Raw genomic sequence first — 25,572 nt, 5'->3', positions numbered from 1 at the left:
TCCTTACGGATAGTAAATAAAGACTCCAATTAGAAAAAGCTGATAGGCAGATAGAAGTCCAGCTCAAACGCCTCATCATGGCTAAGGAAATGGTTTTTATGATAGTGAACATAAGCGGGAGTAGAACGCTGCTTAAAGCCTGAATTCGGCAACCACTTCTCTAACACCATACTCAATTGAGGAAGAAGCTCTCCATATACCCCTGTTAAGCGAAAAACAGCATGCAAACCACCCGGAATCGTCATTTGATTCACGACACCGCGTACTTTGAGCGGCTTATCAATCGCCATACAAGCCACATAACGACACTTGTCGAGCTCAACCCAGGCGGGGTTGGAGTGATGCAAACCGTATTGAACCGAAAAGTCCCGATTCTCAGAGCTTGCCCACGCCTTCAAAATCAGCCACGCATTGCGAATGGAACGGCTATAACCCTCATGCCGCACATAAGCCGCAAAGCGTTGTGGAACCTCCATAATTTTAGGTTCTGGCAACTCGCGTTTAGCAACCCGATGATAACCCGCAGCCACTTCCGGATCTTTTAGATACGGCTTTTCTGCGACTTGTAAATCATGCTTTCGCCACGCACCAGGAGACATAGCGAACGTTGCTTTAAACGCTCGGCTAAAAGAAGACACCGAGCTAAAGCCGCACTTGTTAGCAATGTCTAACACCGATGAGCTGGTATCAAACATCAGTTGATTGGCGGCGTATTCCATTCTTGTGCGACGGATATATTGATGGACAGACTCCCCTACCACATCTTTAAAAATACGATGGAAGTGCTGTTCAGAATAGGCTGCTACATCTGCTAGCTCTTTAGCCGATAAATCTCTGCTAATGTCCTGGTGAATGTAAAACAGCACGTCATTGATTCTGGAAACTTGTTGATGGCTCACGGAGTAAACTTTCGCTTAAATAGCATAAACAGACATGTTTAACAGCATAAATGGACACACCAAGCTTGGCAATTTACCTATACTATTTCTGACATAAAAAAGACAATTACGAGAAGCACAGCACATGGAAATCGCACAGTCATTACAACAAACTAAGTCATCCTACATCCGAGAGATCCTCGCAGCAGCGAGCGATAAGAACGTTATTTCTCTTGCAGGTGGCTTGCCGGACGAAAAAACCTTCCCGATCGACTTAATGAAACCGACTCTCGAAAACCTCGCGAATATGCCAGAGGTGTTTCAATATGGCGCAACAGCAGGCTACGCCCCGCTACTTAACTTTTTGACCGATTATTACCAGCTGCCAGAATCTCATTTGGCGATGATCACAACGGGCTCTCAGCAAGGGCTAGATTTGATTGCGCGTGCGTACGTGAATCCGGGCGATAAAGTGGTGATGGAAGCACCGAGCTACCTTGGTGCTATGCAAGTATTCGGTCTAGTGCAAGCCAACATCGTGACCGTTTCACAAACCGAGTGTGGCCCAAACCTTGAAGAACTCGAACAATGCTTTGCCACGCAGCAACCAAAAATGTTCTACGCCGTACCCGATTTTCACAACCCAACGGGCGTATGCTGGGCGCTAGAGACTCGCCAAAAAGTTGCCGAGCTTTGTATACAATACGACGTGGCGTTCATTGAAGACGCACCATACCGCGAGCTGCGTTTTTCTGGTGAAGCACTGCCGCTAGTTTCGGACTTCTGCCCACAGCACTCCATCGTATTGCGCTCTTTCTCCAAAATAGCTTCACCAGGCTTGCGTATTGGTGTAGTTACGGGCAAAAACAGCTACCTTGAGCCACTCATCAAAATTAAACAAGGTGCCGATCTGCACTCTAGTATTCCTATGCAAGCTTTGCTGCATGGTCTACTGCAACATGACAACTTCGAAACGCACATTTCAACCATCTGTGCGCTTTACAAATCACGTTACGATGTCATGTTTGCTGAACTGCAAAAACAGCTGCCAGAAAGTTGCGTACTCAAACCCGTCGATGGTGGTATGTTCGTTTGGGTCGAGATTCCAGAATGCGACACCTTCGAACTGGCGAAAAACCTTCTCGCAAACTGGGTTGCCGTAGTGCCGAGCCCGGTCTTTTATCCAGAAGGTTCAAAGGTAAAAGCCGCTCTGCGTCTTAACTTTACCAATGCTACACCAGAAGAACTGACGACAGCTGTCTCTCGACTCGCGGATGTCCTCAACACGTTGTAATTGAGCGCGAGTGTAAGAACCTGCCTTTGAGATTCGAAAAAGTCTCAAAGGCAGCATCAAAAAAGTTCCCCAAAAAATTTATATTTTTCCTTCAAATCAACTCTCTACAGTAAGTGCCTGTTTTCTCTTGAACCTCTCACTCATATAAAAATGAGAACTCAATCACGTATTTGATGGTTAGAAAAGTTACGTCTATCTTTCAGTCAAAGACATCAACTTCGCAGCGTTAATGCTCTCAATTTCAGACACTTTATCTATCGTGGCTTAGCGGTTGATAAACGACTAAAAAAGCATCTGTGGGCATACCCACTACGAAGGGTTGACCAGAACCATTCTGAATGTCGCGAGCCAATCTTTTGATTGGCAATTACGTCAGCGAATCGCACCAAATGACAGAGGGGTTATCAGGATGAATACTCGAACCACGACAGGACTCGTCACCATCGGCTGGTCCGTTACACTTTCACTTTTTACCGCATTCGCCGTGTATGCCAATACGTCGCCAAACTGTAGTGACGTATTAGCGGGCAACACAAGCGCCGCATCGCAAAAAATGATGGTTTTATTGGGCGAAGACATCACCAAATCCAACCGTATAACTACGGTGATTCCAGCCGAAAACAATCCATTTGTGACCGAAGAACTGGTTTCGGTTTCTAACGACGTATCGCCAAACGGTCGTCTTTCACAAAAGAGTTTGGAAGAGATTCGGAAAGTCCGCTCAAATCTAGAGAAAGCAGCACAGGAAGTAAGCCGATTACAGGGCACTTTTGAAGTGGCTTTCATCAGTTTGATTGATGGTTACTGCCAATTTTCTAATCATAAACGTACTCAACATGCCAAAATCGACTTTGACCATTTGGAAGGCCTCACTTTGTATTCAATCCCCGCTTTAATAGCAATGGTCGATCAGTCGTACTACATGGCAAAGAATCGAATCGCTAATGAGCAGAAACAGTTAAGCGACATTGAAAAAGAGAAACAGCGGCAGAAACAACAAGCAACCGCGGCAGCAGCCGCTCGTTACCAAGACGGTAACGTACTCGTAAGAGTCGAGAACTTTGATGGCGCTAATGTGACATTTTCCGTTACTAACATTGGATCACAAGGATCATTACAACCAAATTTCAACACGTCTAATGCCTATCGCACAGAAAGTGGAGAATTAATCTACAATTCAGAATCTTTACTACACCTGGCGGATACTGCAGGTAACACACTTGAAACAATGGGTATCGCTGAGCTCTCATCACAAGGTGGAAGTGACATATCGATCTCTCCTGGAGAAACCCGAAAATTCGTTACTAGCATTGCTTCAGAAGTCGCGCCACATACACAGTTGAGCTTAGAGTTTCCAGCCAAAGTACTTAATACCGAGCGAGACTTTACGTTGTCGTTTTCTGATACATCAGCGGTGGCGACAGCAAACGTCAATTAACGCAAAGTCTCCAGTATTTGTAGAGCGCATCAAAGACAGGCGAGCAGCGCCTGTCTTTCAATTATGATCAAGCCAATAGCTACTGTTTGCACTTGTAAGCATTTGCAAACATCGTCACTGACGTAGAAAAGCTCAACGGTTGATATAAGTACAAGGTATCTGCGCCTAAATCCGCCGCCTTGATGCGCATTTGGTTTAGCGTCCCCCAAACCATGTCTTTATCGGCGTGAAGCCAATAGTCGTAAAAGTGTCCTTCTGAGCCGATCACGGTACCCATTAGTTCACAGTTTTCAATCGCATTCACATTGTCCCAAAGCACCTGTACTTGCTCAGATTCTTGAGTTGGGAACGTCACACATCCCGTTAATGATGCCGCTAACGCGAGAGTCATCACTCGCTTTTTCATACTTATATCGCCAAAAATTTTCATAGATGGCAGATTTTATGAATGGCTGATGTGATGACTAGCAAAAACTTTTTATCGCGTGTTCAAGCAAACTTAATGGACAACGGAAAAGACTCAAAAGGTGATCATGCAACTAGCGAGCAAAAACCTAATCACTCAAACCTAGCAATAAAGCTGTATCTGAGATACAACAGTAATGATTAAATAGCCGCGAGGGATAGAGTTTGGTTGCTAAAAATAAGCTAATTCGCTACACAGCTACGGAAGTCGCTGATGCATTTGACAAAGAAGATGAGCTCATTAAACAAGTTCAGTCCAACCAACTCTCGCAAGTGCTATTGCTTTGGCAAGTAAAAAGTCCAACGCTCGTGCTTCCCGCGGGTAAGAAATGGCCAGTGTCTAATGAGTTAGAACATGCGTTAAATACGTCTGGCTGGAAGCTCTTTTCTCGTAAAACCGGTGGTGCCCCAGTCCCTCAGGTGCCAGGTATTATCAATCTATCCCACATTTACCACTGGCCAGAAGGCGAGCCTTACAACATCAAAAAAGCGTATCTCGATTTATGTGCGATATTAACGGTTTTCTTTAAACAGCTCGGCGTGAAAGTGGATGTTCATGCTACGCCTTATTCCTACTGCGATGGCGAGTACAACCTCAACATTGGCGGGCAAAAAGTCGTGGGAACCGCGCAGCGTGTTTTACTTAAAAAAGGCGGCGGACAAGTGGTATTGTCACAAGCATGCATTCTGATTGATGCCGACGTCGAGAAGATTGTCGAACCAGTACGAATGTGTAATCAGCTTTGCGGTCACAGCGATGATATTCGTGGTGATGTCCACACACCACTCTTCTATCATATATCCGACCGCCCATCGGTAGATTCGCTCTTTCAGCAATTGACGAGTGCGTTTTTAACGCATGCAAAAGCGGAGTAAAAATCAGTGTAAACAAAAAGGGAGCAAAAGCTCCTTTTTTTGTTTAACGATATTAAAAGCGAACTTCGACTTCTACGCCTTCAATCCAACGGCTTTTTTCTAGAGCTTCATCAAAACTCAGCGTCACCTTCAAATACGCAGGTTGACCTTCGAATGGGCTTTGCAGTTCAGAAGGCAATTTGTTCACAACCTCAACTGGCTTCGATACCGTCGCTCTAAACTTTCGACCATCAGGAAATACAACTTTCGCTTTAGTATCCATCTTACTGTATTGGAGATATTTAGGGTTTAAGAAAGCGGTTATCTCCGGCGTAACATTGCGAGCGATCGTAAGTAAGGGAGTATTTTCAGAGACATTTTGCCCTTCGTGTACATGAACATCGAGCACTCGCCCTTTCATAGGAGAACGAAAAGTTAAATTTTCTTGTTGCGCGCGTTTGACTACCAATTCACGCATTAATGATCGGTACTCTTGAGTTACCGGACCAGCAAGCTCCAGTTCTTCTAAATCGCGCATCGCATCTACGTAAGCAATTTTTTGACTACTCAATTGATTACTCAAAGAGTTATTTACACTAACAATTGCAGCATAATCGACCTCTGAAACCTGTCCCTTTTTTCTATACACGTCATATTTTTTTTGAATTTCTTGTACTTTTTTCAAGCCCTCTTCAGAACTTGCAATCGCATTTTTATACAGTTCATCCGTACTCTGAACCTGATTTTTAGACAATTTAATCAACTCTTCTTTTATAAAATCAATCTCCTTGTTCAGAGCATTGTCTTTTAACAGCAAGAGCGCTTGGTCCTGAGCTACTTCCGTACCAACATTGAGCGGAATAGGGCCAACAATCGCTGAGCGAGTTGCGGTTACCGTTAATGGGTAAGAAGTAATTATCGCTGGCGCTGTCACTAACACCTGAGTTCGAAACAAGTAATATGCCATGAACAAGAGTGGACTGACTACAATGGCTAAAATCAGGTACCAACGAAGACGATAGCCGCCACGTTTTGCCTGTCCATAGACGACTTTCATACCGCTCTCAGACTGCGGTTTGTTTTTCTTATCTAAGTGAAAGTTAACTTTCATACTAAAACTTTTTACCTCGCTTCAATACCCACCAAGGTGCCATACTTGATTCTTCATGACTTCTCCTCACAACCTCGTTAACCATTGAGAAAGCGGTAATCAAACGCATGAAAAACTGGTAGACAGGGTAAAGAAATAACCATTTCGCTGACTTCAGATCCTCTTTTTTTCTCTCTGATACAAGCCCAATGTAGACAACAAAAATCAGAGCAGATAAGAAGAGGTAGACAAAATAGAGCATTAGCATCAACGCCAATACAAATTTAAGTGGATAGACAATCACCATGTACACGCTAAATATCACCACAAGCAGCGGCAATAAAACGTTTTGAATCACGCCATAAGCCAAAGTGAATAAGAAGTTTCCCCAACCAAGTAACCGTGGAGACAACCCTTCATTGTGTTTACGCAAAAACAAAAACAATAAATCGCCATCCCAACGCAACCGCTGCAATACCAAACCTTTCAACGTATCTCGTACATCAGTATGGCCGATGGAGTGCGTCGAAAAGGCCAATTTATTATCAGGGTAACGACGTTTGTATTGCTTCAAGCGCATGGTTAAGTCGAGATCTTCTGCGGTATGCGTATCCCAGCCCCCCACTTGCTTAAGCAGGTTCTTCCGAAACGCTCCGAAGGCGCCAGAAATGTTATTGAGCACTCCCCACGTCGCCATCCCCGTTTTACCGGCTTGCATCGACAGCATGTACTCCAAGGATTGCATTTTGGTCAACAAGTTGGCGTTATGGTTGCGAACTCTTAACGCACCACCGCTCGCAATCACATTTTTATCCGCAAACTGTTTCATCATGGTGAAGACCATGTCGTTATCGAATGACGTATCTCCATCCACGTTAATGACGATTTCACCACTAGCCATTGATAAGCCGGCATTCAGTGTTGAGACCCTGCCTCCTCGTTGCCATTTTGGCAACACGCGCACTTTACGATTACGAACGCCTGCATGCCTTTTCTCACCATTTAACGCGGCTTGATAGGTATCTTGGTTTTGTACCGCCCCATCAACCACAGCAAGTACTTCAATATGACCTGGGTAAACTTGCTCAACTAACGTATCGATAGTGATCCCAATCGCATCACCTTCACCATAACAAGTAATAACGAAACTCACTGAAGGAAACCGCTTTAATTCTCGGTCTTCTTGCGCATATGACCAACGAAATATCCCTGTTAGCACCAGCAAATATAGAGGTAGCTCGATAATGATCATGACGGGAAACAGTAATAGCCATAACTCTTCATTGTGAAGTAGCATGCCTCGAAGATAGTCGAGCAGAACGAGACTATCTTGCAGCATAAATCTCACCCATCAGCGATTCCATCCAAACAGAAACACCGTCTTCAATGATCGGATCGGGCAGGTCCCAAGCAAAGGCATCCAACTCAAACTCTTCGTCTTCAACTAGTTCACCCAGATCCGATAATTTTTGCTGTAAAATGGACAGGCTCGCGTTGGTCGTATTTGGCATTAGGACAAGCAAAACATCCTGTTTGTACTGACAACAGATATCGGTATCTCTAAACAAGCCGCTAAGACGACGCGTCAGTTGATCCATCAATGAGAACAATCTTGCATCGCCATATTGCTTACCGTATTCATCTATCGTCGGTAAATGCAGTCCAAGTAGAAGGTGCTGTTCTTTGTGTCTCAGCGCGACTTTATTTAACCATGCAAGCAAATTTTGGAAAAAGCTGACTTCCACTTTGCCTTTGATCGAGAGTTCAGGAGCTTGAATGGACTTACCGTGTTGGAAAATGTATTCACCCACTTCACCAAGTCGATATTGGTAAATTTTACGGACAACAAGCTCTTCAACCTTGATCTTTGAGTCACAACTTAAACATTGACTGATCGTCGCCGCTTCAACAAATAAACTGGAGCAACTATTACAAACGTGGTTTTCAAGCGGGCGATCATAATCAACGCCGATATGGCGCAGCTGAGTCAAACATTTGGGGCACTCGAGCTTTCCACGGCGCTGAAAGCTGTGTTGTTCACCAACATGGCCACAAGTGAAGCAGTGCAAAGAGCTTTGAGAGTCGATATCGATGCTGCTGCAATCCGGGCACACCTCTACATAATTCAAGTGCCCGCTATTACATTGAGAACAAACACGAATTCTGTCGATCAGTACTTCTGCTTCTAATACTCCGCGACCTTGCTCTGAGAGTACGTATCGATAAGTCGAATAAATATCAGGAAAGAACATATCGATAATTGGATACGAATAAACCGACATAGACTCTAAGCTTTTTAAAGCAGTCACTCTTCGCTGACGATTGACCCCAAGCCAACCAATCAAAGGGTCTAACACTTCCGGTTCATCAATGGCATCGAGCTTATTTTGAATAGATCGCCAAATTTTTATTGATTCTCTAACTTCAAATACACCGTCGGTAACGCATCGAGAATAAGGGGTTTCCACGGAGACATAAACCGCCCAAGACCAACGTCCTTTCTCCTGATAAAACGCTTTCAGCGCGGTATCTATTTGGTGTGAATCTTGATAAGCAATACACACCATGCCACCGAGTCCCGTTGCCACCTCATCAATATGATTAACCAAAACCATATCTTCAGCTAACTCACTGACAGGCTGTTCACCAACCCAGTAGAAATTGTTATTTATTGACGACATTTTATTAGTTCTCACAACCACAAAATTAATTCATAACATCAGAAATATAGAACTTGCAGTAACAAGGCACTCTAGGTAGACAAACCTTGCCACCGTTAAATACAACAATAGAACAAATATTTAGAGAGCTTTAACTCAGGCAGTAAAAGCAGAAAGATCTCTGAATAAAGTGTGAAGGAGTCTGTGAGTAGAGAAATCGGACAGCAAAGCGCATAGTACAACCTTTTGTTAGCAAGCTGGGATAATAGTGCGATTTGATGCAGAATTAGATCCTTGCATTCACATAAAGCTCATTGTTTTATATCAGTCGATTCCTTTCTGCTCAGCATTTAACCATACCGTCATGTATCAAATCTGAGACTTGGTAATACTTTACCAACTAATTTCCATTAAAATTGAGTGGCAAAACACTGAATAACATTCAATCATTCTGATTATTTATCAAATAAGTATTTTTAAGCCGTTTGAGTGATTAATAATCACCATTTTTCTCGCTGTTTTTTCCGAAAGAACACGTAACACATTCAAACTACAGAATGAATCTACGTCACTTTTCTATGCTCTTTTTTGTTCAAAAAATAAATGAGATCCAGTTCAAATATTTATCCATGACGGAATTAGTTGAAGCCTGCGCGTAAAAGCCTCAGAATGTCGCACTTTTCGCACCGATTTATTTTCGGCGCGTTGTTATCTAACTCTACAATTGAGAATCATACATATGGGTTTTACCTCGTTAGGTCTATCTGCTCCAATCCTTAAAGCTATTCAAGAGAAAGGCTACGACACCCCTTCGCCAATTCAGGCAAAAGCAATTCCTGCTATTTTGGAAGGGAAAGACGTAATGGCAGCAGCGCAGACTGGTACAGGTAAAACCGCAGGCTTTACGCTACCGATTCTTGAGCGTTTATCGAACGGCCCTCGCGTTCGTGCTAACCAAGTTCGTGCACTTATCCTGACGCCAACGCGTGAACTTGCGGCTCAGGTGCAAGAAAACGTGTTTATGTACAGCCGTCACCTTCCACTAAACAGTGCAGTTGTTTTTGGTGGTGTGAAGATCAACCCGCAAATGCAGCGTCTTCGCAAAGGTGCGGATGTGTTGGTCGCGACACCAGGGCGCCTGATGGATTTGTACAACCAAAATGCAGTGAAATTCGACCAACTGGAAGTGCTAGTGCTGGATGAAGCAGACCGTATGTTGGATATGGGCTTTATCCGTGACATTCGTAAGATCCTAGCTCTGCTACCAAAACAGCGTCAGAACCTACTTTTCTCGGCAACTTTCTCGGATGAAATCCGCGACCTTGCGAAAGGCTTGGTGAACAACCCGGTTGAGATTTCAGTGAACCCGGCGAACTCGACGGCGAGAACGGTTGAGCAAAGCATCTACCCTGCAGACGTGAAGAAAAAAGCACCGATGTTGGTTAAATTGATCAAAGACGGCGATTGGAAGCAAGTGCTGGTGTTTACGAAAACGAAACACGGCGCAAACCGTCTGGCGAAGTTCCTGATCGAACAAAATCTACCGGCTGCTGCCATCCACGGCAACAAGAGCCAAGGCGCACGTACCAAAGCACTGGCGGATTTCAAATCGGGTGAAATTCGTGTGTTGGTCGCGACGGACATTGCTGCGCGCGGTATCGATATTCCGCAATTACCGCAAGTGGTGAACTTTGAGCTACCGAAAGTGGCAGAAGACTACGTTCACCGTATTGGTCGTACTGGCCGCGCGGGCGAAGTAGGTAAAGCGATTTCACTGGTGTGTGCGCTAGAAGCATCTGAGTTGTTTGCGATTGAACGTTTGATTCAAGAAGTACTACCACGTAAAGAGTTGGAAGGTTTTGCGCCAACCAATGTGGTGCCAGAATCTAAACTGGATACTCGCCCAATCAAACCGAAAAAACCTAAGAAGCCGAAAAAACCAAAAGCGCCAAATGCTGCAAGTGAAAACGCCCCAGCAACCAATAAGAAAGCAGGCAATGGTGCAAACAAACCTAAGCGTCGCTTCAACGGTGGTAACAACGGCAACAAAAACAGCACCAACCAAGGCGGTGTGGGTAAGCCTAAAGGTAACCGTGAAGGCCAAGGTCGTGCACACAGCAAACCAGATGACCGTAAACCTAACGGCAACAAGCCAAATGGCAATAAACCGAGTGGAAATAAACCAAACGGTAATAAGAGTGGCAACGCTGGTAAACCGTCTGGTAACCGCAAGCCAAACAATGCTAAGCCTGCAGGAAACAAACCGTCAGGTCAGCGCCGTAAACCTCGTCCGCAGGCTGCAAACTAATCTGTAAACGGCCACCGATAGCAAATACAACAAAGCCGCTGATAATCTCAGCGGCTTTTTTTCTTAAAACACAGTTTTTTAGAATACAGCTTTGTTAAAACAGTCTACATTAAAGGTGTGATTCGAATATCTGCGATTTGCGCTTCGTTCTTTTCACCCTCAATACCACCAGCGTAGATGTAGGTTTCATTCGATTTGAGGTAACTCATATTGAAGTGGTCCTTCAGCGCGATCTGATAGGTTTTTCCCTGCTCCAACGCTACTTCAATTGGCGTTGAGTAACGCATACCTTGGTTTTCACCAATATGGCCCATCTGCAAGTAACCTTGGCCAACCACCTTACCTGCATCATCCAATACCTCTAACAATTTCACGGTGTTCGTGATGCCAGTATTAAGTTGCCCTAGGTTATTGTTGTACCAAGCATCGAACTGGTAAGTGCCCGTTACAGGGGCTGTAAACGACTCTGCACCTTTTACGATGCCACTGTCTTTACTCACCGTAACCACTGAGACATTATCTTTGAGTGGCTGATATTCGCCATCGAGTTTGATGCGGATCTCTTCACCGACACAAACTGGTTGGCTTGGGTTAGAACGGAAGCCTTTATCGTTAATGCTTTCAGCCAAATAACAAGCAAAACCTGTTGGCGTATCGGAATAAGATTGAGCAATCACGTTCTTTTGAATCAGCTCGCCATTGCGATACAAGTTCACGTTGTACTTACTCGTCACGTCAATCGAAACCGAATTATCAACGCTTTTTACCACCAATGTTGGCTCTTGCGGAGAATAAACGCGACTATCTTCACTTGCGTACGGTTTCACACCAGAAACTAAAGTAATGCTGCTATCTACATTCACAAGCGCGCCCAATGTCACGTGGAAATGCCCCTCATCGTCCATCGTGACATTTTCAACTGGGTAGTAACCTGTGTCATCTTTGCTTACTTCAGGCAAGTCAATCGTTACCGAGTAGTTCTTTCCTTTGAAGGCAAAGTTTTCCAACGTAATTTGTTCAGACTGAGCCAACAAGTTATTGCGCACCCAACTTGTGATAAACGGCTTCACTTCCAACTTACCCGTTTCGGTATGGATGCCGAATAGGGTCTCTACCACCATGTTCAAGTAGCCACCCACAGACCAAAGCTGACGCTGAGAGTTAATCACTGGGCCATCAAAGCTCGGATCTTCGCCATGATCACTATGGATGATGAATGACTTACCAGAAAGCCACTCTAAGTTCTCCATGTTGGATAAGTTGGTTGCCGTACCACGAACCAACGATTGAATGGCATTGTTCGCTGCTGCCACGTTTTGTGTTTGATGCGCGGCGCGCAAGCTGTACGCGGTAACAAATGGCCAAATTGCGCGGTTATGGTACACAGGCACGTCTGGTTGTTGAGGGAAATAAACCGGCACGCCAAACTCACTGTGTGGGTAATTGGCCATGATTTGTTTCGCCTGCGCATCACTTGCCACACCACTGATGATCGCAAGTGCTTCGCCCAACATGTCATATTTGTCGACCGCGATGTCTTTGCCATTATCAAACAAATAACTTACGTACATACCGCGTTCGGCATTCCAAAACTGCTCGTTGATAGCGGTTTTTAGCTGTGCAGCCCACTCGGTGTATTTGACCGCATTGGTTGAATCGTACTTCTCTGCCAACTTAGCCGCGAGCTGAATCGCGCGGTAGTGAACCACGTTTGTCGATAACGCTTTACTGCTACCAATCGCATTGACATCGTTTGGCGTCCACGTTGAATACGTTTGCTCACGCCAATCGAGGAAGGATTGCTCACCAGTGTATAAACCAGATTTCGCATCAAAAGCCGCCAGGCGATCGGCTTCAAGTGTATTACTGATAGCTTTATATGCGCGCTCAGCAAACTGGTTGTACTCTTCCCCATCCAATGCCGAAAGTAAGCGTTCTGCACCAAGCGCCCAAGTCGTGCGGTCGGTACTGATTGGCCAGCTGCCGCCAGTGCCCGTATCTTGCACAATCTGCTCGCCATCGTATTGCTGATCGGTCGTATCGCGGAAAGCGGACAATTTGAAATTCAAACCATTTTGCACCCGAGTTGGATTCATCAATGCAAGCGAAAGGTCTGCTGCGTACGCCAAATCACGCGTCCATACGTAATGCCACTTCGCGCCCGTCTCAAAAACTTCCGCTTTGATTGGGTTGTTGTAGTTGTAATTGCCGTCTTTGATTTCAGAAACGGCAAGCTGGTCTAGCTCTTTCATCGTCAACGCAAACAACGCATCAAACGCGACATCGCCCGACACCACTCGCGGCCCTGTTTGTTCATTAATCACTAAGCCTTGGTCGAGCGCATCACGCAATTCTGTCGTCGTTGAAATACCAAATTCACGCAGCTCAGCTTTAGGATCTTTCACCGAAAAAATCACGGTATCACTCGAGTCATCGTAATTGGCGAACAGTTTCACTTCTTTATTCTGATGCCCTTCATGCACCATTGCAGGGTCGAGAATCGCATCAGAGTAGTATTTTTCCGCTTCTTCTTGCGTTGCTTTCGTCACAGTCATTGTCGCGCGACTTTCATCGGCAAAGCTCACAGAAAACTTGTAATACCCTTTGTCTTCAAACGTGATCTCAGAGTTGCAATCATCGTTCATACACGCTTCATTCGTGTCCGGTTTTGGCAGGTACTCTTGAGCTTTATCGAACGCCGCGGGCTCCTCAAAATAGGTGTATTGGATCTGCCAACCCGGATCAGCAATCTTGAACTGATTGCTACCTCGAGCGACGCGCAGTACGGTTTCGTACTCGTTATTACCCAAATAGTTTAGCTTGGCATGCTCTGCCGTGCCCCAATCCCCATTTAAACCACGTAAATATAAGTCGGCTGAAATAATTGGTTTGTCGACCGGCACAGGCGCATCAGAGGAATCTGACCCACATCCAGCAAGACCAATATAAGACGCGACAGCAAGCGCAATAAAACTCGGTTTCATGTTCATCCCTTAGATTGTTGTTTTGGCGACAGTCTAAAGAACACCCTTTTGATGGGAAAATAGGAAGTCAGGAGCGAGCTATAGATAACATCTATACGTCAAACCCTAACAGTGATGTAGATCTATGAAATGCGCATAATTTCAATCAAATGAGATTACAGATTTGTGATTTATAAATGAAATTGTGCAAAATACCCCTCGTTCTTAGAGGGGAAAGAAAATGGACAAATCTCTGCAGCAATTTTTACTGGTTGCACGCTGCCAAAGCATCAGTGCTGCGGCAAGAATGGCAGGGTTAAGCCAGCCAACGGTAACAAGCAATTTAAAGAAGCTGGAAGAGAATCTCGGCGTGACGCTGTTTGAACGTCATCCTAATGGCATGGTGTTGACCGAATACGGACGCATCCTCTATCGCCATAGCAACGCGATGCAGCATGAATACAACCAAATGATGCAAAGCATTGATGAACGGAAACAGTACCAAGTCGGAAAAATTAAAATGGGTACTGGCGATGCGTGGTGGCCGCTGTTCGTCAAACAAGCACTCAATGACCATCTGACCAAGCAACCATCGGCATCTACGCACGTCGAATTTGGCAACCACTTAGGCTTGATGGATTCATTAATCAACGAACAGATTGAATTCTTCATCGGCCACGAGATTGTCGGCTTGTCGTCTAAATGCGATGTTACGTTTATTCCACTATTTCAAACGGTTGATGCCTATTTTGTTTCCCCAAGCCACCCACTTCTAGGGAAAGCCGTCACCGAAGAGATGCTGCACGAATACCCCGCTCTTTCGGTCACTTATGACGCTAAGAAATTCGCTCACGTCATCGATAACCCAATCCCGAAACAAAATGAACGCGAAAGGCAGCAACTGGATGACAGACCGACTTACGAAGTGGATTCTCTGCTCGCCAGCATTGATGTACTGAAAGAAAGCGTCGCGGTGATGTCTTATACTCGCCATCTGCAACCGTATTTGGAATCCTTTGGCTTACGATGCTTAACCATGGAAAAAGAACCAAACCCTGGCACCGTCGGGATTTATCGCCACCGCAGAGAAACCTCTGAATCGCATCTAGAGCTGATTGCTGGCATCACTCAGCGCGCTAAATTGCTCAACTAGAAAGTCCAAAAACAGGCGAACTCTTTTCGGTTGATATTGACGGCTTTGATAAATGACATGCAGATCCGCTTCAGCGCCTTGCGAGAAGGCGCTGAAGTTTTTCATATACCCATCCAAAACCGTTACTAAACGTTGCTGTTTGAGGTCTTGCTGAATATCTAAAATCGATTTCAACGCAATCCCCGCCCCCTCCAACGCCCATTGTCGAATCACTTCACCATCATCAGAAAAGCGCTTTGGCGTGACCATGATCGTTTGGTGAGACTCTTCATCTTTAAAGTGCCACGTTTTTAATTCTTCATTGCTACGCACCATGGCTAAGCAGCGATGATCCGCGAGATCTTGTGGACAGTTTGGGACACCTTGCTTCCCCAAATAATCAGGTGACGCACACAGCACACGTTGACTCGATGCCAGCTTGCGCGAAATGAGATTACTGTCCGCTAACTCGCCGTAACGAATCACCAAATCGAGCCCCGATTCAGCCAAGTTCGATAAATTGTCATTAAGATAAAGATAAGGCGTCATATCCGGATATTGCTCAGAAAAAGCCGACACCATCGGCGAAATAATTTGTTTGCCAATATCTCGTGGAGCTGAAATTTTCAACGTTCCGCGCACTTCCGAAATACCCGTTTGCAGCAAGTTTTCCGTCTCTTTCACACTATCAATGATGTTCAGACAAGCTTGATGGTACATTGCCCCTGCGTCCGTGAGTGATACGTGGCGTGTGCTTCGGTTGAGCAGCTTTACGCCATAGCGTTCTTCTATCGCTTGCAGCCTTGCCGTTACCGTCGCCGGAGACAAACCTAACTCCCTTCCCGCCGCTGCCAGACCTTGATGTTTAACGATGCTGACAAACAACGTCATATCCGAAAACTTATCCACCTTCGCGCCCTTATTATTTGGAAAAACTGAATAATCAATTCAGATATTACCCAATTATCAAATTAAGTCGAATCCATATACTGACCCTATCGACATTGTTTAGACCCAGAACGTTATGTGACAGGGCAAAGTTAAACGCCGTCACGCTGTATTCGGCGTCACTGTGTTCAACGCACAACAACACGCCCTGCCCAGCCAAGAGATAGGAAACAAAAAATGAAACTGTACATTTATGAACATTGCCCCTTTAGCGCCCGCGTCCGTTTTGTTGCAGGCATGCTGAATATTCAGCTCGACGTCATCAACATTGCTTATGACGACGAGAGCACTACCACAAACATCATCGGCGCAAAACAAGTTCCTCTTTTGATCAAAGACGATGGCGAAGCGATGGCGGAAAGCTTAGACATCATCAACTACTTCCTTGAATTGGCATCTTCCAATGAAAGCAGCCAACCCTCAGCACCGGTTTTAGACTGGCAAAAACAGGCGTTTTTACCGCTACAAAAAGTCGGGTATCCGCGTTGGTCAAACATGACGTTACCAGAATTTGCAACAGAAACAGCTAAACAAGCATGGCGTGCAAAAAAAGAAACCGAAGCGTTAAATTTTGAAGCCTTGATTAACGATACACCTGCGATTGCGAAAGAAGTCGCCGCTTTGATAGAACAAACCAAACCCTTGCTCAACCTAAGTTCAGAAAAGCAAACGTCACTGGTTGATCAAGCCATTATGTTTTCCATTCTACGCGGCTTTTTCAGTGCGCCCGAAGTGCAATGGGATCCAGCCGTACTTCACTGGATGGCAACCGCTCGTAAAGCGACCAACGTGCCAGTGCTTATCTAAGGAGCGCATCATGAAACAAAGAACAAATAAGCTGTTTGAACCAGCTCAACTGAAAGCGTTGTCACTACAAAACCGCATTGTCATGGCACCAATGACCCGCGCACGCACCACTCAGCCGGGCAACATCCCGAATGAGATGATGGCAACGTATTATCAACAGCGCGCTTCTGCCGGGCTGATCATTTCCGAAGCCACACAAATTTCGGACGATTCTCAAGGCTATTCGTTCACCCCTGGCGTTTACACCGATGCGCAAGTGGCGGGCTGGCAAGGTGTGACCCAAGCGGTCAAATCACAAGGCGCAGCGATGTTTTGTCAGCTATGGCATGTGGGCAGAGTGTCTCACCCAACATTCCAAAATGGTGAACAGCCTATCGCGCCATCTGCGCTCGCTCCGGTAGAGACGCAAGTTTGGATTGCAGATGAACAAGGCAACGGCAATATGGTCGATTGTGTTGAGCCACGCGCCATGACACAAGCGGATATCAACCGAGTTGTCGGTGATTTCGCGAACGCAGCCAAACGCGCCATTGAATCGGGTTTTGATGGTGTAGAAATCCACGGCGGGAATGGGTATCTGATCGATCAGTTCTTAAGAACCAACTCAAACCATCGAACAGACAACTACGGCGGTTCACGAGAAAATCGTATCCGTTTTCTTATCGAAGTAGTGGAGGCAGTTATCGCCGCTGTTGGAGCGCATCGAGTTGGAGTGAGACTGGCACCATTCATTACGTTTAAAGATATGGACTGCCCAGATATCGTGCCAACAATCTTGGAAGCATCAAAGCAACTACAGGAGCGCGACATTGCCTACTTGCACTTGTCCGAGGCCGATTGGGCCGATGCACCAACCATTCCAGAGACGTTTCGAGTCGAACTTAGAAAGCGCTTTCGCAACGCTATCATTGTTGCAGGTCGCTACGATCCTCAACGAGCAAACGAAGTGTTAGAGAAAGGCTACGCGGATCTTGTCGCATTCGGACGACCATTCGTAGCAAACCCAGACTTGGTCTCTCGATTGCAACATCACCATCCGTTGGCAGAACTCGATGGCTCAACGTTGTTTGGCGGAAACGAACGAGGCTACACCGATTACCCTGCTCTGCAACAGGAATGCGCAGAACAGGCCTAACAAAAAAGCCCCAACCTAGCAGCTACGGTTGGGGCTGTCACCAAACTAAAATTGGTTTTAGCTAGCTTAATCTGGCTAAGAGTTAAATCACTTCTAACGCGCCGCAGCGCCAAGGTTCGATAACGACTTTGATGTGGTCATTTGGCGTCATTAACTGTCTAAACGCGTCTTCGACACCGTCGATTCCCACTTTGGCGGTGAGCATTTTCTGCCAAGGCAACTTGTGTTCGGCAATCGCTTGTAGGCATTGCTCAAACTCGTGCGGTTGGTAGTAGTAAGAGAATCTCAAGTCGAGCTCTTTTACCGTCGCGTACGCGTAGTTAATGATTGCGGGTGTCGTATGGATACCCGAGATGACGATTCGCGCTCGGGCAGGGGCGCGGCGCATAAAATCGTCAATCAAGGTATGCTTGCCCACACACTCGTAAATGACCAGACGTGAGTTCATCGCGTACTGCTCACCAACGGCGATCTCGTCTTCCTTGGTCGAGTTGATCAATCGATTTGCGCCAAACTCGCTGGCAAGTTGCAGCTTTTCTTCCTGAAGATCGACCGCAAGAATATTGCTGACGCCACGTTGTTTCAGTGCAGCAATCACAGCCAGCCCTATAGGACCGCAACCGACAACCAGCGCGGTTTCTTCCGTTTCGATTTCACTGCGGTTGACCGCGTGCAAACCGACCGCTAGTGGTTCGGTTAATGCCGCCGCCTCAGACGGCATTCCGTCTGGCACAGGTAGCAATAACGCTTCATCAAGCAGAAAGTACTCAGAGTAAGCGCCATAAGTACCCGGAGTAACACCAACGCCCGCGCCATTTTGACTAAGCAACATCGGCACAGAGGTGACTCGGCTACCAACGGACAACGTTTGCTGCGTACCGGCGCCGTATTCGACAATTTCCGCGCAGAACTCATGCCCCAACATCACTTGAGCGTGCTCACCGGCTTCATCAGGCATCAACCCGAGCTGGTGGAATACATCAAATACCTCATCCGCGTGTCGAGTAATGTGAAGGTCGGAGCCACAAATGCCACAAGCTAGACTACGAACCAACACTTGTCCCGCTGCGGGTTTGGGGATTTCGACTTGCTTCAGGCGGACACTACCATTCTGCATTACGATACTGTTCATCTGTTGCATGGGGTTACTCCGCTAGCTCATCGCTTAGGCCAGCAATCGCACCCGGTTTGATGTAGCGCGCGGTGAAGCCTTGTGCTTTCGCTGTTGCAATAACAACTTGCTCAATCCAACCCGCATCCATGATGTTGATGAAGTTACCATCTTCGTCAAAGTTAATGTTTGCACCTTGGATCACCATAAATCCGTCGGCACCGCCTGAGCTTTCAGGGCAGTGGAAGGTATGAATCGAACCGCCCGGCTCATATAAGTAGCTACCAGCGGTTTGGACTTGGTCTGGATACTCGATGTAGTGCCAAGCGCCGCTCAGGGTATAGAAGTGCACCACACCAGTGTGGTAGTGCTTAGGCAGAGTGATACCCGGTTTGAATTTGGCGCGAACCACCCAAGTACCGTTTTCTGGGTCTAGAAACAACGGGTAAACATCAACACCCGGTAGCGCGTCTTTGATGATCGACTCTTCATTGGTATTAAGAGTTAATAGGAAATCTTGATGCTGAATAACTTCTGGTAATGACATAACTTACATCCTCGCTATTGCTGTAATGTGGCGTGCTCGCCTATCCCATAAGTGGGTACTTAAAATTCTCGAAACCGTCAGACGCACTGACGGTGCAGCCGTTGATACAGTTGGCTTTCTCGCTGACCAGAAACGCCACCACATCAGCAATCTCTTCTGGTTGTGTGAAGTTTTGACGCATCTGTTCTTTGCGGATGTGGTCCCACAGGCCAATCTCTTCGTATTGCCTTAACATCGGAGTATCAACGCGTCCCGGAGCGACAGCGCAAACACGAATACCCAATGGTGCGAGTTCTAATGCGGCGCATTTGGTCATCATATCGACTGCGGCTTTACTGACGTTGTAGGTAAAGGTCATCTCAGACGCCATTCGTGCGTAAACAGAAGAAGTATTGAGGATCACGCCCGGCGTGCCTTGCGCTTGGAATTGTCTTCCAGAGGCAAGAATGCCGTAGTAAACGCCATTTTGGTTGACCTTAGAGATCGGCTCAAAATCGGCAATTGGGTCGTGGTCAAGCAGAGGTTTCGGTGCACCGATGCCCGCGTTGTTGACCATGATGTCAAGCGAGCCAAACTGTTCAACCGCGCACTTCACCATAGCTTCAACTTGTTGGTAATCGGTGACGTCCGCGACAAAGGTTCCCAACTGCTTTGGGTCAAAACTTGTGTACATTTGCAATGATTGTTCTGAAATATCGACAGCAAGCACTTTGGCTCCTTGCTCTCTCAGCTTTGCAATGATGGCTTGGCCAATTCCACCAGCCGCCCCAGTCACAATGGCAGTTTTATTGATAAGTTCCATACAGCTTCTCATCCATGCGTTGTTGTTATCGAAATGTAACTTAGATCAACTCACTGGCACTCACTTGACCTTTTACGAAGTAAATTTGATATATTGCGATTTACAACCTGTTAACATTTTAAAATCGAGACATGTATATCGTACGAAGTGGCGCTGCTGATAAATTTGATAGCTTGGTTTCAGAATTAGGTCAGAATCCGCAAGAGATAATGGCCGCTGTTGGCCTGTCTGCGGCGCAGTTTCGCAATCCCGATACGTATCTCGCCTACCCTAGGCTGGCTGAATTGCTGGAGGAAGCGGCTGCTCGTTGTCAGCAACCGCTGTTTGGCGTGTTGCTCGCCGAGCGTCAAAACCTACAGAGCTTGGGAGACTTACCAATGCTGGTTTCCCGGGCGCAAACGGTCGGTGAAGCCTTGGCGCGGGTGAATGATTTTCTCTATCTGCATTCGTCAGGGGTCACTCTCAACATGACGCCACAAGATGATTGGGTACGGTTGTCGCTCAATATTGATGTGCACAGCGAACGAGGTATCGCGCAGTTGATGCAGCTCAGTGTGTCGCATCTGGCGATGTTTATTGCCAGTCTGCTTGATATTGAAGCAAGTCACTTCGCGCTACATTTGACTCAACACGCAACATTGGAAGTAGAAAAAAGCAAGTTTGCCCAGCAGAACAAACTGCGTTTCGGTGATAAGTTTGACGGTATCCTACTTAAAGCGACTCTGCTTAACGCTAAGAACCACCAAGATGAAGACGCACTAGAGCGCCATTTTCAACAGCACCTCAAAGAGCTGCAAACCCGTTACCCCAACAATCTCAGTGACCAAGCAGCAAACATGATTGGCCGTCTGCTCTCAACCGGAGAATGCAGCGTTGAGCGCGTTGCAAGAGCATTGGACCTGCATCCGAGAATGCTGCAAAACAAGCTGAAACAACAGGGCACAAATTATCGGCAGCTTTTACAACAAGTGCGTCAGGATTTCGCCGAACAGCGATTGCATGAGAATATTCAGAGTATTACCGATATCGCGTTGCAACTGGGCTATGCAGAAACTGCGGTATTCAGCCGTCATTTTCGTCGCTGGACGGGAAAATCGCCAAGGCAATGGCGACAAGAAAAAACTCAGTTACAAACGTTTAAGCCCATCAGTTAAAAGCATAAATAACCTATCGTTCAAACCAAAAAGTGTGAGGTGGGAGGGTTGGTATCGAGAATTTCAGCAATCACAGATAACCCGTGTTTGATGTAGCCTCGGTTTGTTTCTGCTCCCAAGCTGATTCGCACGTAAGGCATTGGCTGATTAGTATCGAGAACAAACGGTTTATATCCAGTGATCTGCACCCCTGAACGCTTAGCCGAAGCAACCAGATCATCGCTATTCCACTGCTCGGGTAGTCTCAACCAAATGTGCTGTCCATTCGGGTGCGAGCTATAAACATGCCCTTCTAAAGCGGCTTTTGCTATTCGCTGTCGCTTAGCAAACTCATTGACTTGAAAGCGAATAAGTCGATTTAACGTACCGTTCTCGATCCACAAATGAGCGACTTCAAATGGTAATGGAGTCGCAGACCAACTCGTTGCCGCTAAACGACCAATCGCGTGCTGCAAAAAATGACGTGGGACCGTCAGATAGCCAGTGCGCATGCCTGGCGCTACAACTTTGGTTAAACTGGTGACATAGAAAGCTTGTTCGGGTAACAATGTGGCAAGGGGTGGGACACGGTTAGGTTCTAGTGCTCCATACACGTCATCTTCAATGACATAGATGTCGTATTGCTGTGCAATATTCGCTATCGCCTCTCGGCGTTCAACATCCATATGCGCACTAGTCGGGTTAGCCATGCTCGGTGTGCAACACAATACCTTGATTGGTTTGTGTTTACATGCCCATTCAAATGCATCCGGCGTTATACCAAACTCATCCATTTCAAGTGGTTGCAACTTAAATCCAAGCATTCTCGAGCGAGAGATCAAGCCATGATCAACCAAGTGACCACAAGCAACTAAATCACCGTGTTCAACAACTGTGCTTAAAGCCAACGTTAAACCATGGCATGCTCCATTTGTGAGTAATATTTGATCGGCACCCACATTCAGCCCTTGGCTACTTAGAAATCGAGCTCCTGACTCAATATGATGAGGCTGACCTGTTACCGGCTTTGCCTTACTGATCAAACCACGATTGTTTGTTTGCCCAGCAATCTCCATTAACGCCTGATTAAAAAGCGTAATGTGGCGATCGGTCACCACTGGATGTGCAATCGACATATCAATTTCATCCGGCGTTTCTTTCATCTCTTGTGTCAGCATGAACTCCGTGTCCGTACTTTCATCCACAAAACCTGATTTGACAAAAGTACCATTCCCAACCCAAGACTCGATCGCCCCTTTTTTCTCTGCATAACCATATGCATGGCTCACCGTTTGTACGCTGACGCCAATTTGCTCTGCAAACTCACGATGTGTGGGTAATCGAGTCCCCGGTTTTAGATAACCACTGCGGACACATTCGACAAGATAGTTACCAATGGAGATGTACTTAGCGGTGCCTGGCCGAATGATCGGGTTCAAAGAAATTGTCATGACACAATATTTTAATTGATTCATTTTTAAGGCTCATTGTAACTTCCATTTAACAAATGGCGAACTTTAACTCACAAAACGAGGTGAGATGCACAAAAATAAACCACAATTGTAATGATTGACATGAAATGTATGGGTTAAACAAACATGTTAAACAGCATCGTTCAATCCAAATACAACCCCAGAGGTAAATTGCAATCATTTTTAACGCAGATCTGGCTAGCTGGTAGAAGGTAGAAATACCTCAGCGTCTCCGAAGGCCCATAAGGCGTCGGATTTCTAACAAGGAGAAAATATGAGAGGCGTTGCTTTGCATTTTACACTGGATGAGTTCCAGGATCGGTTAACGAAAGTTCGGCAATCGATGGAAGAAAGAGAATTGGATGTCCTTATCATTCATGACCCTTCTAACATGGCGTGGCTGACAGGCTATGATGGGTGGTCTTTTTACGTGCCACAATGTGCCGTTGTTGGTCCATCTGATGAACCCGTTTGGTTTGGACGCTGCCAAGATGCCAACGGAGCATACAGGACTGCGTATATGTCGGCAGAAAACATCACCTACTATCCAGACCATTATGTAATGAATCCGCCGCTACACCCGATGGATTTCCTGGTCGAAGCCGTACTGGCTCCGCGCCTTTGGGATCGTGGTCGTATCGGTGTAGAAAAAGATAACTATTACTTTAGCGCCACCGCTTACGAATCACTCACTACGCACCTACCGAATGCTCAACTTCTCGATGCAACTGGACTAGTCAACTGGTGCCGCGCCGTTAAATCCGATCAAGAACTGGCATACATGTACCGTGCCGCTCGCATTGTTGAAAACATGCACCGTGTCGCGTTCGACATGATTGAACCAGGATTACCGAAACACCACCTTGTTGCCGAGATTAACCGCCAAGCCGTGCTCGGGCACGAAGACCACTTTGGCGATTACACCGCGATTGTGCCGCTTTTGCCATCAGGTTCTGATGCTTCCGCACCTCACCTGACTTGGGATGACAGACCCTTCAAGAAAGGCGAAGGGACGTTTTTTGAAATCGCAGGGGCGCACCGCCGTTACCATTGCCCACTCTCACGCACTATTTTTCTTGGCGAGCCTGACGACAAGTTTAAACGAGCCGACGAAGCCCTAACTCTAGGACTTGAAGCGGGCTTGAAAGTGGCAAAGCCCGGAAATACCTGCGCCGACATCGCCAATGCACTAAACCAGGTTCTCGATAAAGCGGGATTCTCACGCGAAGGTGCCCGTTGTGGCTACCCAATAGGTTTGAGCTACCCACCAGATTGGGGGGAACGAACCATGAGTTTGCGAGACACCGATAAAACCATCTTGAGAGAAGGCATGACATTCCATTTTATGCCGGGGCTGTGGTTCAAAGATTGGGGGTTAGAAACAACGGAAAGTATCGTCATTACCCATGATGGAGCAAAAACATTGTGTGATTTTCCACGCCACTTATTTGTTAAACACTAATTTTTCAAACCTTAAGCTCTGTTGAGCCAGGTCTGAGAACTAAAAGGACTTGATATGCAAAAAAGCTCGATCACAGCCACCATAGACTTTGACCGAGAAGGTGTACAGCACGGCTTTTTAACGCTGCCCTATTCACATGACGACTCCGCTTGGGGCAGTATTATGATACCTATCACCGTGATCAAAAATGGTCACGGACCAACCGCACTGCTTACTGGCGGTAATCACGGAGACGAATACGAAGGCATCACCAGCCTGCTAAAATTGGCAAACTCGCTGCAAGCAGAGCAAATACAAGGTCGCGTCATTATTGTGCCAATGATGAACTTACCTGCGGTACAAAATGCCTCACGTACGTCGTTTATCGATAAAGGGAATTTAAATCGCAGCTTTCCCGGCAATCCCATAGGCACAGTGACTGAGAAAATTGCGGATTATTTTACTCGTTACCTAGTTCCTAAGTGCGATTTTGCGTTAGACATTCACTCAGGTGGTAAAACGTTAGATATCGTGCCGTTCGCCGCTGCCCATCGTCTCGACAATCTCGATCAAGAAGAAGCCTGCATATTAGGTGCAAAACTGTTTGGCGCACCTTACACCATGATCTTGCTCGAAATGGACGCCACCAGCCTGTATGACACTGCCGTGGAGTCTCAGGGAAAAATCTTTGTTACCACCGAACTAAGAGGAGGCGGAACCAGCACTCCAGAAACCATCGCTTATTCCGACCGTGGCATTCGCAACTTCTTACGCTTCTCAGGCAACTTGCCCGGTGACTACGAACAACCAACCCAACCAACTAAGTTATTAGATATGCCTGATGCAAGTTGTTATGTGCAAAGCCAACACCACGGCATCACAGAATACTTATTTGATCTTGGCGATACCGTCAAAAAGGGCGATGTATTAGTGAGAATCTTCTCGACCGAGCGCACAGGTACCGCCCCCGTTGAGTACAAGTCACAGCGCAATGGTATTTTCGCGGCGCGTCGTTTTCCTGCTATGGTGAATATCGGTGACACTATCGCAGTTATAGCCGAAGACTGCGGCGAGATAGGCTGATTGAAAAGCC

The 25,572-nt window shown here is 46.4% G+C and carries 21 protein-coding genes; 10 read left to right on the top strand and 11 right to left on the bottom strand.

The window, feature by feature from the left end; genetic code table 11:
* Positions 1-29: 29 nt before the first annotated feature.
* Entirely contained in the window at positions 30-899 is an 870-nt protein-coding gene (locus R7P74_RS16110) for an AraC family transcriptional regulator (RefSeq protein WP_005387011.1), read from the bottom strand.
* 124 nt (positions 900-1,023) lie between these two features.
* Here R7P74_RS16110 and R7P74_RS16105 point away from each other — a divergent pair, with 124 nt between their 5' ends.
* Together R7P74_RS16105 and R7P74_RS16100 are read left to right on the top strand one after the other, a co-directional pair.
* Complete coding sequence (locus tag R7P74_RS16105; RefSeq protein WP_206949421.1) at positions 1,024-2,172, top strand: aminotransferase-like domain-containing protein; 1,149 nt, start codon at positions 1,024-1,026, stop codon at positions 2,170-2,172.
* 409 nt (positions 2,173-2,581) lie between these two features.
* Complete coding sequence (locus tag R7P74_RS16100; RefSeq protein WP_225473885.1) at positions 2,582-3,610, top strand: hypothetical protein; 1,029 nt, start codon at positions 2,582-2,584, stop codon at positions 3,608-3,610.
* 79 nt (positions 3,611-3,689) lie between these two features.
* Here R7P74_RS16100 and R7P74_RS16095 read toward each other — a convergent pair whose 3' ends face one another.
* Positions 3,690-4,016 carry a DUF4156 domain-containing protein gene (locus tag R7P74_RS16095; protein WP_025767966.1) on the bottom strand — a complete coding sequence of 109 codons (327 nt, stop codon included), beginning with the start codon at positions 4,014-4,016 and terminating at the stop codon, positions 3,690-3,692.
* Between the two features lie 224 nt (positions 4,017-4,240).
* Between R7P74_RS16095 and R7P74_RS16090 the strand changes: the two genes are divergently transcribed.
* On the top strand, positions 4,241-4,951 hold the full coding sequence (locus tag R7P74_RS16090) for a lipoate--protein ligase family protein (RefSeq protein WP_225473883.1): 711 nt from the start codon (positions 4,241-4,243) through the stop codon (positions 4,949-4,951).
* A 52-nt stretch (positions 4,952-5,003) separates the two neighbouring features.
* Here the strand turns inward: R7P74_RS16090 and R7P74_RS16085 are convergent, their stop codons facing one another.
* From R7P74_RS16085 to R7P74_RS16075, 3 genes are read right to left on the bottom strand one after another with little or no spacing between them, the layout of a single operon-like run.
* Positions 5,004-6,041: an HlyD family secretion protein gene (locus R7P74_RS16085; protein ID WP_225473881.1), complete on the bottom strand. Its 1,038-nt coding sequence runs from the start codon at positions 6,039-6,041 to the stop codon at positions 5,004-5,006.
* 1 nt (position 6,042) lies between these two features.
* Positions 6,043-7,359, bottom strand: coding sequence for a glycosyltransferase family 2 protein (locus R7P74_RS16080; RefSeq protein WP_318122970.1), 1,317 nt, complete (start codon positions 7,357-7,359; stop codon positions 6,043-6,045).
* Positions 7,346-8,701, bottom strand: a complete 1,356-nt coding sequence (locus R7P74_RS16075; RefSeq protein ID WP_225473879.1) for a diguanylate cyclase domain-containing protein — start codon at positions 8,699-8,701, stop codon at positions 7,346-7,348. Before R7P74_RS16075 ends, R7P74_RS16080 begins: the two co-directional genes overlap by 14 nt.
* Positions 8,702-9,419: 718 nt before the next feature.
* Here R7P74_RS16075 and R7P74_RS16070 point away from each other — a divergent pair.
* Positions 9,420-10,988 (top strand): DEAD/DEAH box helicase, encoded by a 1,569-nt coding sequence (locus R7P74_RS16070; protein ID WP_225473877.1) that lies wholly within the window; start codon positions 9,420-9,422, stop codon positions 10,986-10,988.
* Between the two features lie 104 nt (positions 10,989-11,092).
* On the opposite strand, the gene R7P74_RS16065 is transcribed toward R7P74_RS16070, so the two are convergent.
* Positions 11,093-13,972: an amylo-alpha-1,6-glucosidase gene (locus tag R7P74_RS16065; RefSeq protein ID WP_225473876.1), complete on the bottom strand. Its 2,880-nt coding sequence runs from the start codon at positions 13,970-13,972 to the stop codon at positions 11,093-11,095.
* Between the two features lie 220 nt (positions 13,973-14,192).
* On the opposite strand from R7P74_RS16065, the gene R7P74_RS16060 reads away from it, so the two are divergent.
* A complete protein-coding gene (locus R7P74_RS16060; RefSeq protein ID WP_213866902.1) occupies positions 14,193-15,104 on the top strand; it encodes a LysR family transcriptional regulator in 912 nt (303 codons plus the stop codon).
* Here R7P74_RS16060 and R7P74_RS16055 read toward each other — a convergent pair.
* Complete coding sequence (locus R7P74_RS16055) at positions 15,057-15,992, bottom strand: LysR family transcriptional regulator (RefSeq protein ID WP_213866901.1); 936 nt, start codon at positions 15,990-15,992, stop codon at positions 15,057-15,059. The genes R7P74_RS16060 and R7P74_RS16055 overlap by 48 nt on opposite strands.
* A 216-nt stretch (positions 15,993-16,208) precedes the next feature.
* Here R7P74_RS16055 and grxB point away from each other — a divergent pair, with 216 nt between their 5' ends.
* Both grxB and R7P74_RS16045 read left to right on the top strand, forming a co-directional pair.
* Positions 16,209-16,838, top strand: a complete 630-nt coding sequence (gene grxB, locus R7P74_RS16050; RefSeq protein ID WP_029825713.1) for a glutaredoxin 2 — start codon at positions 16,209-16,211, stop codon at positions 16,836-16,838.
* 10 nt (positions 16,839-16,848) lie between these two features.
* On the top strand, positions 16,849-17,973 hold the full coding sequence (locus tag R7P74_RS16045; protein ID WP_225473874.1) for an alkene reductase: 1,125 nt from the start codon (positions 16,849-16,851) through the stop codon (positions 17,971-17,973).
* 82 nt (positions 17,974-18,055) lie between these two features.
* Here R7P74_RS16045 and R7P74_RS16040 read toward each other — a convergent pair whose 3' ends face one another.
* From R7P74_RS16040 to R7P74_RS16030, 3 genes are read right to left on the bottom strand one after another with little or no spacing between them, the layout of a single operon-like run.
* Positions 18,056-19,114, bottom strand: a complete 1,059-nt coding sequence (locus tag R7P74_RS16040) for a zinc-binding dehydrogenase (RefSeq protein WP_225473871.1) — start codon at positions 19,112-19,114, stop codon at positions 18,056-18,058.
* 4 nt (positions 19,115-19,118) lie between these two features.
* A complete protein-coding gene (locus R7P74_RS16035) occupies positions 19,119-19,631 on the bottom strand; it encodes a 2,4'-dihydroxyacetophenone dioxygenase family protein (RefSeq protein WP_025509742.1) in 513 nt (170 codons plus the stop codon).
* A gap of 40 nt (positions 19,632-19,671) precedes the next feature.
* Positions 19,672-20,433, bottom strand: coding sequence for an SDR family NAD(P)-dependent oxidoreductase (locus tag R7P74_RS16030; protein WP_225473869.1), 762 nt, complete (start codon positions 20,431-20,433; stop codon positions 19,672-19,674).
* Between the two features lie 131 nt (positions 20,434-20,564).
* Between R7P74_RS16030 and R7P74_RS16025 the strand changes: the two genes are divergently transcribed.
* On the top strand, positions 20,565-21,587 hold the full coding sequence (locus R7P74_RS16025; protein ID WP_054576148.1) for a helix-turn-helix domain-containing protein: 1,023 nt from the start codon (positions 20,565-20,567) through the stop codon (positions 21,585-21,587).
* A gap of 20 nt (positions 21,588-21,607) precedes the next feature.
* Here R7P74_RS16025 and ehuR read toward each other — a convergent pair whose 3' ends face one another.
* Positions 21,608-23,041 (bottom strand): MocR-like ectoine utilization transcription factor EhuR, encoded by a 1,434-nt coding sequence (gene ehuR / locus R7P74_RS16020; RefSeq protein WP_081008262.1) that lies wholly within the window; start codon positions 23,039-23,041, stop codon positions 21,608-21,610.
* Positions 23,042-23,312: 271 nt separating this feature from the next.
* Between ehuR and doeA the strand changes: the two genes are divergently transcribed.
* Both doeA and doeB read left to right on the top strand, forming a co-directional pair.
* Positions 23,313-24,500, top strand: a complete 1,188-nt coding sequence (gene doeA, locus R7P74_RS16015) for an ectoine hydrolase DoeA (protein WP_005387041.1) — start codon at positions 23,313-23,315, stop codon at positions 24,498-24,500.
* 54 nt (positions 24,501-24,554) lie between these two features.
* On the top strand, positions 24,555-25,562 hold the full coding sequence (gene doeB / locus R7P74_RS16010) for a N(2)-acetyl-L-2,4-diaminobutanoate deacetylase DoeB (RefSeq protein WP_258634252.1): 1,008 nt from the start codon (positions 24,555-24,557) through the stop codon (positions 25,560-25,562).
* Positions 25,563-25,572 lie beyond the last annotated feature (10 nt).

Source organism: Vibrio sp. 2033 (assembly GCF_033339735.1).
Note: the sequence above shows the minus strand (reverse complement) of the source record. Positions and strands in the feature narration are given on the sequence as shown.

Bases quoted from the DNA above. Each gene is read 5' to 3' on its own strand.
- R7P74_RS16105 (WP_206949421.1), top strand. From the start codon at position 1,024: ATGGAAATCGCACAGTCATTACAACAAACTAAGTCATCCTACATCCGA.
- R7P74_RS16100 (WP_225473885.1), top strand. From the start codon at position 2,582: ATGAATACTCGAACCACGACAGGACTCGTCACCATCGGCTGGTCCGTT.
- R7P74_RS16095 (WP_025767966.1), bottom strand. From the start codon at position 4,016: ATGAAAAAGCGAGTGATGACTCTCGCGTTAGCGGCATCATTAACGGGA.
- R7P74_RS16085 (WP_225473881.1), bottom strand. From the start codon at position 6,041: ATGAAAGTTAACTTTCACTTAGATAAGAAAAACAAACCGCAGTCTGAG.
- R7P74_RS16080 (WP_318122970.1), bottom strand. From the start codon at position 7,359: ATGCTGCAAGATAGTCTCGTTCTGCTCGACTATCTTCGAGGCATGCTA.
- R7P74_RS16075 (WP_225473879.1), bottom strand. From the start codon at position 8,701: ATGTCGTCAATAAATAACAATTTCTACTGGGTTGGTGAACAGCCTGTC.
- R7P74_RS16070 (WP_225473877.1), top strand. From the start codon at position 9,420: ATGGGTTTTACCTCGTTAGGTCTATCTGCTCCAATCCTTAAAGCTATT.
- R7P74_RS16065 (WP_225473876.1), bottom strand. From the start codon at position 13,972: ATGAAACCGAGTTTTATTGCGCTTGCTGTCGCGTCTTATATTGGTCTT.
- R7P74_RS16060 (WP_213866902.1), top strand. From the start codon at position 14,193: ATGGACAAATCTCTGCAGCAATTTTTACTGGTTGCACGCTGCCAAAGC.
- grxB (WP_029825713.1), top strand. From the start codon at position 16,209: ATGAAACTGTACATTTATGAACATTGCCCCTTTAGCGCCCGCGTCCGT.
- R7P74_RS16045 (WP_225473874.1), top strand. From the start codon at position 16,849: ATGAAACAAAGAACAAATAAGCTGTTTGAACCAGCTCAACTGAAAGCG.
- R7P74_RS16040 (WP_225473871.1), bottom strand. From the start codon at position 19,114: ATGCAACAGATGAACAGTATCGTAATGCAGAATGGTAGTGTCCGCCTG.
- R7P74_RS16035 (WP_025509742.1), bottom strand. From the start codon at position 19,631: ATGTCATTACCAGAAGTTATTCAGCATCAAGATTTCCTATTAACTCTT.
- R7P74_RS16030 (WP_225473869.1), bottom strand. From the start codon at position 20,433: ATGGAACTTATCAATAAAACTGCCATTGTGACTGGGGCGGCTGGTGGA.
- R7P74_RS16025 (WP_054576148.1), top strand. From the start codon at position 20,565: ATGTATATCGTACGAAGTGGCGCTGCTGATAAATTTGATAGCTTGGTT.
- ehuR (WP_081008262.1), bottom strand. From the start codon at position 23,041: ATGAATCAATTAAAATATTGTGTCATGACAATTTCTTTGAACCCGATC.
- doeA (WP_005387041.1), top strand. From the start codon at position 23,313: ATGAGAGGCGTTGCTTTGCATTTTACACTGGATGAGTTCCAGGATCGG.
- doeB (WP_258634252.1), top strand. From the start codon at position 24,555: ATGCAAAAAAGCTCGATCACAGCCACCATAGACTTTGACCGAGAAGGT.